This window comes from Pontibacillus sp. HMF3514 (assembly GCF_009858175.1).
In the GTDB taxonomy this organism is placed as follows: domain Bacteria; phylum Bacillota; class Bacilli; order Bacillales; family BH030062; genus Pontibacillus.
Window position 1 is genome coordinate 1,215,854 of record NZ_CP047393.1, and the last position, 11,831, is coordinate 1,227,684.

Consider the following 11,831-nt stretch of genomic DNA (forward strand, 5'->3'; position numbering starts at 1 on the left):
TACTTATACATCATTACCATAATAATTAGATAATATCTGTATCATTTAAATAATCATAAATTCTCACTTTTTCAGCTTTACTTATACCTTTTAGAAATTGTAAATTAAATTCATTTTTTATATTTTCTATACTATAAAGTAATATAATATCTGCTTTATTGGCTTCAATGCCAATTGATAGGTCTATTAACCTTTCTGATTCATCTAGACTATCTACAAAGCCATTTACTAATTCCAAATCTTTTTTGTTTATAAAAACCTTCAGTTCTTCTATTTTCTTTTGTATATTACTGTCTTCTTGACAATATATAACCACCCGATTCATTGTTATATTCCCCCTAAAAAATCGAATTTAAAAATACGAATAAATTAAAGTTTCTGATATACTTAATATAAAGTATCAACTTACGGAAGGAAATAATAATGTCATATGATTTTATAGATTTGTTTGCAGGAATAGGCGGAATGAGGTTAGCTTTTGAACCTTATGGAAGATGCGTATTTTCATGTGAATGGGATACAAAAGCTCAAGAGACCTATGAAAAAAACTTTGGAGACAAGCCTGTAGGTGATATAAAGAAAATAGACGAAAAAGCTGTTCCTGGACATGATATTCTACTAGCAGGATTCCCATGTCAGCCATTTTCTCTTGCTGGAGTCTCAAAGAAAAAAAGCCTAGGTAAAGAACATGGATTTTTAGATGAAACACAAGGAACTCTGTTTTTTGACATTGCTAGAATTTTAAAAGAAAAGCAACCTCAAGCCTTCCTTTTAGAGAATGTAAAAAATTTAAGAACTCATGACAAAGGAAAGACATTCAATAAAATTATGAAGGTCTTAGAAGAAGAGCTAGGTTATACCGTATATGCTAAAGTTCTTAATGCTAAAGGATTAGTTCCTCAAAGAAGAGAAAGAATATATATTGTAGGTTTTAAAAAGCCTATAAAATTTAATTTTCCAGATATACCTGAAAATGGTCCTGCTATTATCTCTATTTTACAAAAAAATGTAGATCCGAAGTACACTTTATCTGATAAACTGTGGGAATACCTTAAATCTTATAAAGAAAAACATTCTAAAAAGGGGAATGGTTTTGGATATGGATTGGCAGATTTAGATAGCTTTAGTAGAACACTCTCAGCAAGGTATCATAAAGACGGATCTGAAATTCTTATACCACAAAAAGGGAGAAACCCAAGAAAACTTACCCCAAGGGAATGTGCAAGGCTTCAAGGGTTTCCTGATAGCTTTGAAATCCCAGTAAGTAATACAGCTGCATATAAACAGTTTGGTAATAGTGTCCCTGTTCCTGTGGTAAAAAAAGTTGCAGAACAAATTATACATGCATTGGAAAGAAATGAAACTATACAGACTGATATTGATATTAAAAAGAATGCTGTTGTAGATTAGTGAACCCTATATAAAGGTTGCACGTTGCACAATTTTTATTGTGTTATGACTTTTTTGTAGAGGATTTCGCCAATATCAATAGCTTAGTCTATAAATAAAGTAATTCGCTTAAATAATCTACTTATAATTTTGATTATTGATCATTGTTTAATTTTAATGTAACTCTTTATCTCTTCCCGCTTTTTCGCTTCTTCAATAAACTCCACAATCGAATTCACAGTCAAAGTCAAATTTTTTCTAATATCGTGCTCCCAGACCCTCAACAGATGCCAACCATTATTTAAATAATGGTTGTTTACCTCTTCGTCTCTTTCCTTATTCCTCTTAAGCTTATGAAACCAAAACTCTTGATTGTTTTTAGGCATATTAGCATGGAGCTCACAACCGTGCCAAAAACAAGAGTCTAAGAAGATAACTATTTTATATTTTTTTATAGCTATATCAGGACTACCAAATAGTGATTGTACGTTTTTACGAAATCTATAACCTCGTCTCCATAATTCTTTAGATACTTGATTCTCTATAGAGGTATCTTTGCTTTTAATAGCACGCATATTTTTTTGGCGAGTTGATTTGGAGTGAACGTCTGCCATAAAATTCTCCTCTAATACTCTAATAGATGATATTTTTAATATTATACCTTTGGTGGAATGTTATAAAACTTAATGTAAATCAATACTCGAACGTATGTTTGTGTGGTATAATCTATTATAGATAAAAGGAATATATTTTATACTTTCATTACTTAAATTTTGCTCTGAAATCAGTTATAATATCAAGATGTTCGTTAACTGATACGATAAGTTTTTAAATACACACAATGGTGATTTAGATAGATTAGAAAAGTATGGAGGTGCTGTTGAGATGGGATTGGGAGAACAACAGTTCAACTTTATAGACTTGTTTGCCGGGTGTGGGGGATTTAGTGAAGGTTTCTATCAAGCTGGCTTTAGAGCATTGGCTCACGTTGAAATCGATTCTCATGCTTGTGAAACAATTAAAGAACGTATGCGCTATTATGGTTATAGTGAGGAAGAAATTCAGGCTTCCGTACTTAATGAAGACTTGACAGATCCAGGGATTAAGTTTCAACTGGCTAACTTAGTTGAAGAACAAGACGTGGATATTGTGGTTGGTGGACCACCATGCCAATCCTTTTCATCATTAGGACGTGCTAAGGATCCGGATTCAATGAAACATGATCCGAGGAATTTCTTGTTTGAAAACTATATAGATATTATCAATTATTTTAATCCTAAAATTTTCGTTTTTGAAAATGTAAAAGGGATTTTAAATGCAAATGTAAATGATGAACGAATCATAGATACTATACTCGACCGTATGTCTGAGAACTACAAGGTGACCAAAGACTTAAAGAAAATTGTTCTGAATTCTGTAAACTATGGTGTCCCACAAACACGTGAACGTGTCATTATAGTCGGAGTTCGTCATGATCTAACTGTGACACCAGAAGAGATTTATGAATCGATTGAGTACACACATCATGATGTGAATGGATTCCCTGATGAAAGTCTTGAATCATATGTAACCGTTGGAGAGGCGATCAGTGATCTTCCTAAGCTACGACCAGGAGAAGGCGCTGAACAGTTTGATTTTAAACCTGAAGCGTTGAATCGATATACGAAAAAGCTAAGAGATCCTGAGTTTGGATATCTTTATAATCATTATGCTCGTGGACATAATGAGCAAGATATGGAACGTTACAGACTAATGAGTAAAAACCTATGGACACTAGGGGAACTGTATGAAAATGTTCCAAGCTTGGTCCATGCGAAAAAACGCTTATTTAATAATAGCTATGTTGTTCAACAAAAGGACAAACCTGGGCGTACTATTATTGCGCATCTGTATAAGGATGGAAACCAGTTTATTCATCCCGACCACACGCAGGCGAGGACTTTTACCGTTAGAGAAGCTGCCCGTATTCAGTCTTTTCCAGATGATTTTAAATTCATGGGATCCCGTACGCAGCAGTATAAGCAAGTAGGAAATGCTGTGCCTCCTTTAATGGCAAAACAGATAGCCGAGAGTATCAAAAAGTATTTGATGCAGATTGAGGAAACCAATGATGTAAGGAGTAAGACAAATGCTTTTTAAACATGTTTCAGAAGAATCTGCTAAGGAGCGAAAAAAGTTCTTTCTTGAAAAGATCAACATGATTATTCGTATGGTAGAAGAGTATTGCAGTTTGCATGATACTAATGTGAATCAATATGAACCGGATTCAAACAAGGCTGCCATTGAATTGAATGAGATGGGGATACTTGATTCAAAGAAAGACGATTTAACGCAGTTAAGAAAGACTATTGGTGCTCCTGAGTATGAACGTCTATTGCAGGTTCTATCTTATTACCACGATCATAAAGAACAGATGAATCATCTGTTGAAAAAGTTCTATAATAGCTATCGTTCTGAGCTTCAGAGAAAGACCAGAGAAAAGGAATCTTTTACAGTCGCAGATTTTTTTGCAGGAGCAGGCGGATTGAGCTTAGGGTTCTCTCAGGAAGGATTTAGGATTGAACTGGCAAATGAAATTGATGAGTTGAGTGCTAAAAGTTATGAATTCAATCATCCTGAAGTTCCGAACCATAAAATCATTAATGACGATATAAAAAACATTGTTGATCATATGGAAGATTATATCGATACGGATATTGATGTTGTGATCGGTGGACCTCCATGCCAATCTTTCAGTACCGCAAACCAACAGAGAATCATTGAGGATCCACGTAATGTTCTCTATAAGCATTTCGTACGTGCAGTAGAGAAGATTAAACCTAAGTTTGTGATTATGGAGAATGTTAAGGGGATGAAGAAAGTAGCTGACCAGGTTGTCGAGGACTTTCATAGAATCCAGGTAGATGTGGATGGAGAAGATGTTCACTACAACATGGACTATAAAATCTTCAGCTCCTATGATTTCAGTGTCCCCCAGAATAGAGAGCGCTTGATTTACATCGGTGTTCGGTCTGATGTCGAAAAAACGATTGATATTAATTATGACAAGATCGCAGCTGATATTATGGAACAAACAGAAGGAACTCCTCGTTACGCTCTAAAGGATGCTCTTGATCAAATCAAGCCCCTTGAGTCCGGCGAAATGAAGAACATGACTGAAAAGGATAGTGAAATATCAGGCAAAAAAGTAGCTGGTAATGAGTATGGATCGAACGATTACCTAGATCTCATTAACGGAGGAGAACATTATCCGATTGTTTTCAATCATAAAGCTCGTTATGCTAATGAGAATAACCTTCAGATCTATGGACGAATGGATCAAGGAGACGACAGTACCAGTGAACGGATTGCTGACATTATGCCTTATAAGCACCGTAGTCATATCTTTAAGGATAAGTATTTTAAACTAGTGGCTGACAAACCTTCTCGTACGATTACAGCTCATATGAAAATGGATTGTCATTCTCATATTCACCCAACGCAAGTTCGTAGTCTTACCCCGAGAGAAGCAGCGCGAGTTCAATCGTTTCCGGATGATTTTGTGTTTTTAGGCCCTTACCTGAAAACATACATGCAAATTGGTAATGCTGTCCCCCCTCTTATGGCTAGAGGGTTTGCCGCAGTTATCAAGAAATACTTGGAGCGTTTAAAGAAAACATCAGAACAAATTGAATTAAGCTTATAGTAGTTGAACCTTCGCATTTTATATGTGAAGGTTTTTTTATGAAGGTGATGCTAATAATGGAAGTTATCGAATTATGTTAAAATTAACAAGCCAAGATTAAATAACAAGGAGACTTATATATGAGAATCATTTCATTTATTAAACAGCTTAGTTTAACAAATGTCGGAAGATCTGGGATGAATGATAGGTACTTCCTTTTCCCTCAAAAAGATGATGACGTAATAAAAGCTTTCTTCACCCGAGGTCACTCAGAAGAATTTGAGGTTATTGATAAGGAGACTTTGGAGGTTTATAAGTTGAAGGTTACATTCCCTAAGAACGGTGAATGTCGCATTACCAAGTTTGGTGACTATGTTAGGAATAAGAATTTGTATGCAGGAGATGAATTAATCTTGGAAAAAAGGAGTGAAGGGATGGGGGGAATAGAATACTTTATCGACTATATTAGATATGAAACACGCATTATTCTAAGATACAACCGGAATACTAAAGCCTATTACACTTGGAATCAAGAACGATTTCACTCTTTTTTCCCTGACTTGCCACAGAATGTTCGAGTAAAGGATAAAGATAACTTCATAAATATAGAAATATCTTTTAAGGATTCTATAATGTTGAGGGCAAATGCCAAAGAAAAAACACCAGTTTACCATTTGGAGGGGTAAGCCACTTTTCTGATCAAGAAGCATTAAAGCAAATTATCTTGGAAAAGGAAAACGATGGAACATACCGCTTGTATAAACCGTTTGAATGGAAGTTTCATGATATTGAAACATTTAAATAATTTAAATAGATGAATTAATTACATAGAATAAGGAGCATAAACATGAATTTTTGGATTTTATCTATTGATTCGTTGATGACCACCTTTTCCACAACGGAATCAAAGTACAGTATCAATTATAAAATGAAACTTAATTCAACCATTGAACATGGAAACATTTTGAATGGTAAAAACATTTACCCTAAGGACAAAATACTTGGTTACTTAAACAAACCTATCGGTGAAATTCGTTTTGTATTTGAAGTTATCGAGGTGAAAGATGGTCATCTAGTTCTACAAAAGATATATGAAACGAAATATGGAGTAAACCTAAGTACATTAGAACAAATAGATAAAGAGACTTATGATCTTTTAGAGAGCAACGACCAATATCAACTTCAGAATTTGTCAGAAAATACTTATCATGCCTTATTTAATGCTCTCTTTAATAAGGTTAAAAGCATTGATAGTTCACCACAAGAAATAAGAGAAAAACCAGAAGGCTATACAGTACCTCAGAGAGATCCAAAGCAAGACTCACTTCCTCATAACTGGATCGTATTTGGTGCACCAGGCACAGGAAAAAGCTATGAAATAGATCAACAACGCTTTGATTATTTTGGAACGAATTATGAGCGTGTCACGTTCCATCCAAATTTCTCTTATGGTCAGTTCGTCGGTGCATATAAACCACGTCCCCAAAAAGGTGATAAAAGCACGATTACCTATGAACTTGTGCCAGGTCCTTTACTCCGTATGTTAACCAAAGCAATGAATGCAAAAGCTCAAAATTTTGTATTAGTGGTTGAAGAGATTAACCGTGCGAATACTGCTGCAGTTTTTGGTGACATATTCCAATTACTAGACCGCAATGAGGAAGGAAGAAGTGAATACAGTATTGTGGCATCTGAGGAAGTAAAAGATTATATTGAACAAGAGACAGGGACTGCATTACAAAACTATGAATTACGCTTACCATCAAACCTCTATATATGGGCAACTATGAACACCTCAGATCAAGGCGTTTTTCCATTGGATAGTGCCTTTAAGAGGCGCTTTGACTTTGAATACATTGGTATTAATTCTAGTGAGGAGAAAATTGATGAGATAGACATTACGGTTAATGGGATTGGAACGTTAAATTGGAATCATTTTCGAAGAACCTTAAATGATTACCTTTTAAATAACGTACGTAATATGAAAGATGACAAGCTAGTAGGCCCATTCTTTATTAAGAAGACGGATCTAGAAGGTTCAGAGAGACATTTCCAAAGAGTTTTCCAAAACAAGCTGCTAATGTATTTGGCTGAGGATATTCTTAAGACCGATAAAACAAAGCTGTTTAAGTATCGTTCCTTTTCACATATCATGAATGAATATGTTGAAGGTAACAATGTATTTACAGAGGAATTCACAAACTTTTTACTAGAGCAGGGATAATATGGTGATTTTTCTAAAAGAACTTCAGCCATATACGGAATTGGAACTCAAAAGGAACTTAAACCTGAATGATCAGGAGTGGGGTTCTTTTATACTTGATATGCAGCGCAAGGGAATGTTGGAGTGGAAGAGAGATGCTGTGTACAGCTTTTCCTATGTAGGGTTTATGGAATGGGGTCAGCGCTTTGTCTTTTTCTTTCCAAAATACAAAGCGACTCAAGATCCTTATTATATGGAATTATTGATCAATCTCTTCATGGAATATGCTAAGCGTGAAAATTTAGATGAACATGAAGTAGAGACACTAGGAGATATGACAGCTGAAAAGGATTTTAATTTTCTCACCACAGCTGATTTTCTTCTTCAGGATTACTTTGAGAATGGTCTGTATATAAATGAAAAGATGACTCATGAACTGAATGGAGAAGGTGAGATCAACTGGAATCAAACGATTGAGGAGCACGAAGCTTATATAAGTAAAGGAAGACCGTTTTATCTTGATCTGGTTACAGTAGCCACGTTGAACGATGAAGAGGACTTTATTCGTTTGATTCATAAGTACGTACTTACAGTATGTAGTCGGTATATGAAACAATTATCTTTTATAGATATATTTGACTATCCGCCTCTTGAGTTTGAAGTGGAATGGGAAGATATCGGAACTTTAGAGCATGCGCTTTATATGATTGAAAATGAAATGCAGCAGCAATTTTCCGACCAAAAACTTTTAATCCTCAAAACTTTATATTTCTTCCTGACTAGAGAGAAGGGTGCAAATGCTGATGACCAACTAAAGCTCCTTGGAACGAGGACTTTTCATGTTGTTTGGGAAAAAGTTTTAGGTTATGTATTACAAAATCAGTATGACCATTACAAAAAATTTATTCCTAACCCTATATGGACTGATGCGAAAACAGGGCGTCAGAGTGAAACAGACACGCTAATTCCGGATATACTGCATGATAATAAGGCAAAGAAGCACTTTTATATTATAGATGCAAAGTACTATACAACTACTTTTGATGAAAATGGCAAGTTAAAGAATAATGTACCAGGTGTAGGAGATGTTTCTAAGCAATACTTGTATGAGCAAGCGTTGAAGCAATCTTCGCAATTTGAAGGGTATGAGTGGTTTAATATTTTTGCTATGCCAACTGAGCAGATGACGGAAAAGTTTGGGTCTGTCCATTTATCTTTTATGGGGTACATGAAGGATATAGAGTTAATTCGAGTTAATACAAGTTTTATATACAATCAATATTTGAAAAGAAAGCAAGTATTTGAATTTTTATATCTTTAATTTTAGTAGATGATCATATGAATTTATAGGTGAATAACTAAACAAGGACTTCTGCATAAAAAAATAATGTGGAAGTCTTTTTTTATATTAGCTAAGTCCATTGTCTGAGAACTTTTATACCATTTTATTGTAATTCCATATTCTATAACCAATTTATGCTAAAATAACCAATAACAATGCATGCATCGACAAAAGAGGTGGGAATATGGCGCAAACTGTACCTGAAACCATACGTAGTTCGGCAACTTCTGGTGAGCGTATCCTTTTTCATACGTTAAAGAATCATTTGGATGACGATTATATTATCTATTATGAACCTGATATTGATGGAAAGCGTCCTGATTTTGTGATTATTGGACCAAACTTGGGTTTGCTTGTGTTAGAAGTGAAGGATTATACCATGAACACATTGCACCAAATCAATGTGGATGAATGGTTAATTAATACATCTAGTAATGGGCTGCAAAAAGAGAAGTCACCTTTAAAGCAGGCTATGGAGTATATGTTTACGATTCAAAATAAATTGAAGAAGGATACTAATTTGATTCATCACGAAGGGAAGTACCAATCAAAGCTAAAGTTTCCTTGTGGATATGGCACGGTGTTTACACGCTTATCCCAGGAACAATGCTTGCGTTCTGATTTATATGAAGTGATCGATCCGATGTTTGTTTTAACAAGAGAGGAAATGGATCCGGATAAAGAGGAATTCTCGGAGGACAATTTAGTAGAGAAGCTATTGAACATGTTCAAGATTCCATTTCGCTTAAAGGAGCCTTTGCAGCCGAGTGAAATCAATGCAATTCGCTATCACTTATTCCCGGAAGTGCGTATTAGCCGAGAATATAAGCAACCTTCTCCATATCGAGATCAGCTTTTGCTTTCCTTGCATGATTTGAAGACGATGGATATTCATCAGGAAAAGCTAGCAAAACAATTAGGGGATAAGAACCGTTTGATCCGAGGTGTTGCTGGAAGTGGGAAGACACTTATTTTGGCAAGTCGCGCTCGTATAATCAAACAAGAGCATCCTGACTGGAACATTTTAATTCTTTGCTATAACATCTCGTTGTCCAGATCTATTGAGTCCATGGTTCGCACCAAAATGGAAGACCCAGCTGATCTTTTTGAAGCGGCTGATGAAAACCGAAATTCAATGGATGGTATCACAGTTCGTAATTTTCACGAATGGTTAAAATATGACCTTAAGACTTCAGAGAAAGACCTGCCAGCCGTGCTAGAAAAATTAGAAAAAGGTGAGACGATCTTACCGAAATATGATGCTATCATGATCGATGAGGGACAAGATTTTGCTCCTGATTGGCTAAGGCTTGTCAGTCTATTATTAAACGAAGATACATATTCAATGCTTTTGGTAGAAGATCGTGCCCAAAATATCTATCGCCGTAAAAGAAGCTATGTTCAGGATACGGGATTGGATTTTAGAGGACGGTCGAAGATTCTGCAAATCAATTATCGAAACACAGCTCAGATCATTAAGTTCGCTTGGGAATTCTTCCAAACATTTTCCGAAACCAGTAAAGTCGTAGCAGGAGATTTAGAAGGCCAAGAAATTATCCCACCTCAAAGTACAAGACGTAAAGGGCCTGACCCTGCGATCATCCAAGCCACAAGTTGGACAGAAGAAGTCCGAAAAGTAGCCTCCACCATGAAAAAGCTCCATGAACAGAAGAAAGTACCATATGAAGATATGCTTGTCCTATACCGAGTAAAGAGAACCTACAAAGTGGATGCCATCGGCACGATTAAACGAATTTTTGAAGAAATGAACATTCCTTTTACGTGGATTACAGAAAATCAAGAGACAAAGAGGCTTTATAAAAAAGAAGATGGAACAGCCAAGATCTCTACGATTGATAGTAGTAAGGGGATGGACTTCCAGGCTGTATTTATGGTGAATACAGATAATATGCCGTTCGCCCTTGAGGAAGATGAGAATCGTGAAGTGGCTCTAATGTATATCGGGATGACACGCGCTATTGAGTATTTAACCATCTCTTATTCTGGTGAGTCGAAGTTTACGGAGTATTTTGATGAGGTTTTGGAAAAGAGAAAGAGGATGGATTACGATGAAGAAGTTTTAAAGTGATCTAATCTATTGAGGTGATGACATGGAGGATATAAGCCAATCTCTAATAATCGAACCTTTGCAGGGAGATGTATCTGAAGAGGTTAATTTATTTCGGTTACGTGTTTTTTTGTCTGGGGAATGGTCTGCGAAAATCATTGCAGTAAAAGGTGATAAGATAGCTATTTTGGATGAAGAAACCAAGCAAATAAAAGAAGAACATGTTGCCAAAAATACGATAAATAACATCGCCCAATTGAAAGAAGAGATCATTTGGAATGGACTTTGGAAGATAGACTAATAACTGTGTGAGCCTTCCCCACTATACTTTGTATTCCTAAAACCTATAAAAATTTTATAAAACATTGAAAGAGTATTGGGTGAATCTTGATGAAAGTAAAAAACGTTAATTGTACAGATAGGGGGGGATGTTAAATGCCAAAAGTATTCGCAATCATTATCCCTATTTTTACAATTATTATTACCATGTCTATAGTTTTACTCATGCAAAACAATTCGAATAAAGCTATAAACCATAACAAAAGTTTGACCCTTTTAGGCGTAGGGTTCTTAGGAATTATTATTCTCATAGTGTTTTATTTTGGATTAAAGTGACAAAAGAACTTGAGTGGAATATCTAAAACTTGTAAGAAGAGGAGAATTTAATGCAAACAGACATAGGAGAATACATAGTAGGAGCCTACCTAAAAAGCATCAAGGGCTGTGACTTTGTCGATTACAATGTCCGTATTCCTGGTGGTGGATTAAGAGGGTTATCAGAACTCGATGTGATTGGACTAGATTTGAAGAATAATATTGCCTATTTGTGTGAAGTTACCACTCATATTAGAGGGTTATATTACGGTAATAATCAACAGACAGTCGAAAAGATCAAACAAAAGCATGGTGTTCAAAAGGAATATGCTGATATGATGCTACAGAACTTCCCTGAGAAAGTGTATATGTTTTGGTCTCCTTATGTTCCGGTTGGTTATATGACTGAACACTTAGGAGAGATCGATTCACTCGAGTTGGTTATCAATCAGGATTACACTGCATGTGTCGAGGAGATGAAACAGTTGGCTTCTGAAAACACGAATGATCTAGGGAATCCTTTTTTACGCGTTTTGCAGATTCTAGAGCATTTGAGATGAATGGTATTTTA

12 protein-coding genes are annotated in these 11,831 nt (G+C 35.5%); 10 read left to right on the forward strand and 2 right to left on the reverse strand.

What is annotated here, in order from left to right:
* Positions 1 to 25 precede the first annotated feature (25 nt).
* Positions 26 to 325 (reverse strand): hypothetical protein, encoded by a 300-nt coding sequence (locus tag GS400_RS06355; protein ID WP_160100078.1) that lies wholly within the window; start codon positions 323 to 325, stop codon positions 26 to 28.
* Between the two features lie 98 nt (positions 326 to 423).
* On the opposite strand from GS400_RS06355, the gene dcm reads away from it, so the two are divergent.
* Complete coding sequence (gene dcm, locus GS400_RS06360; RefSeq protein WP_160100080.1) at positions 424 to 1,410, forward strand: DNA (cytosine-5-)-methyltransferase; 987 nt, start codon at positions 424 to 426, stop codon at positions 1,408 to 1,410.
* Positions 1,411 to 1,550: 140 nt separating this feature from the next.
* Here dcm and GS400_RS06365 read toward each other — a convergent pair whose 3' ends face one another.
* Positions 1,551 to 2,003: a very short patch repair endonuclease gene (locus tag GS400_RS06365; RefSeq protein WP_160100082.1), complete on the reverse strand. Its 453-nt coding sequence runs from the start codon at positions 2,001 to 2,003 to the stop codon at positions 1,551 to 1,553.
* Between the two features lie 271 nt (positions 2,004 to 2,274).
* Here GS400_RS06365 and GS400_RS06370 point away from each other — a divergent pair, with 271 nt between their 5' ends.
* The 9 genes from GS400_RS06370 to GS400_RS06410 all read left to right on the forward strand — a co-directional run bounded on the left by GS400_RS06370 (position 2,275) and on the right by GS400_RS06410 (position 11,820).
* Positions 2,275 to 3,528 carry a DNA cytosine methyltransferase gene (locus tag GS400_RS06370; RefSeq protein WP_160100084.1) on the forward strand — a complete coding sequence of 418 codons (1,254 nt, stop codon included), beginning with the start codon at positions 2,275 to 2,277 and terminating at the stop codon, positions 3,526 to 3,528.
* Positions 3,518 to 5,074 carry a DNA cytosine methyltransferase gene (locus tag GS400_RS06375; RefSeq protein WP_160100086.1) on the forward strand — a complete coding sequence of 519 codons (1,557 nt, stop codon included), beginning with the start codon at positions 3,518 to 3,520 and terminating at the stop codon, positions 5,072 to 5,074. The genes GS400_RS06370 and GS400_RS06375 overlap by 11 nt, the downstream gene beginning before the upstream one ends.
* 119 nt (positions 5,075 to 5,193) lie before the next feature.
* Entirely contained in the window at positions 5,194 to 5,739 is a 546-nt protein-coding gene (locus tag GS400_RS06380; RefSeq protein WP_160100088.1) for a hypothetical protein, read from the forward strand.
* A 161-nt stretch (positions 5,740 to 5,900) separates the two neighbouring features.
* Positions 5,901 to 7,277 carry an McrB family protein gene (locus GS400_RS06385; RefSeq protein WP_160100090.1) on the forward strand — a complete coding sequence of 459 codons (1,377 nt, stop codon included), beginning with the start codon at positions 5,901 to 5,903 and terminating at the stop codon, positions 7,275 to 7,277.
* Between the two features lies 1 nt (position 7,278).
* Positions 7,279 to 8,577 (forward strand): LlaJI family restriction endonuclease, encoded by a 1,299-nt coding sequence (locus tag GS400_RS06390; protein ID WP_236561173.1) that lies wholly within the window; start codon positions 7,279 to 7,281, stop codon positions 8,575 to 8,577.
* Positions 8,578 to 8,782: 205 nt separating this feature from the next.
* The gene (locus GS400_RS06395; RefSeq protein ID WP_160100094.1) at positions 8,783 to 10,687 is read left to right on the forward strand and encodes a 3'-5' exonuclease; all 1,905 of its coding nucleotides are present in this window, start codon (positions 8,783 to 8,785) and stop codon (positions 10,685 to 10,687) included.
* Between the two features lie 22 nt (positions 10,688 to 10,709).
* Entirely contained in the window at positions 10,710 to 10,967 is a 258-nt protein-coding gene (locus tag GS400_RS06400; RefSeq protein WP_160100096.1) for a hypothetical protein, read from the forward strand.
* Positions 10,968 to 11,101: 134 nt separating this feature from the next.
* A complete protein-coding gene (locus GS400_RS06405; RefSeq protein ID WP_160100098.1) occupies positions 11,102 to 11,281 on the forward strand; it encodes a hypothetical protein in 180 nt (59 codons plus the stop codon).
* A gap of 50 nt (positions 11,282 to 11,331) precedes the next feature.
* Positions 11,332 to 11,820: a hypothetical protein gene (locus GS400_RS06410; RefSeq protein WP_160100100.1), complete on the forward strand. Its 489-nt coding sequence runs from the start codon at positions 11,332 to 11,334 to the stop codon at positions 11,818 to 11,820.
* Positions 11,821 to 11,831: the final 11 nt, after the last annotated feature.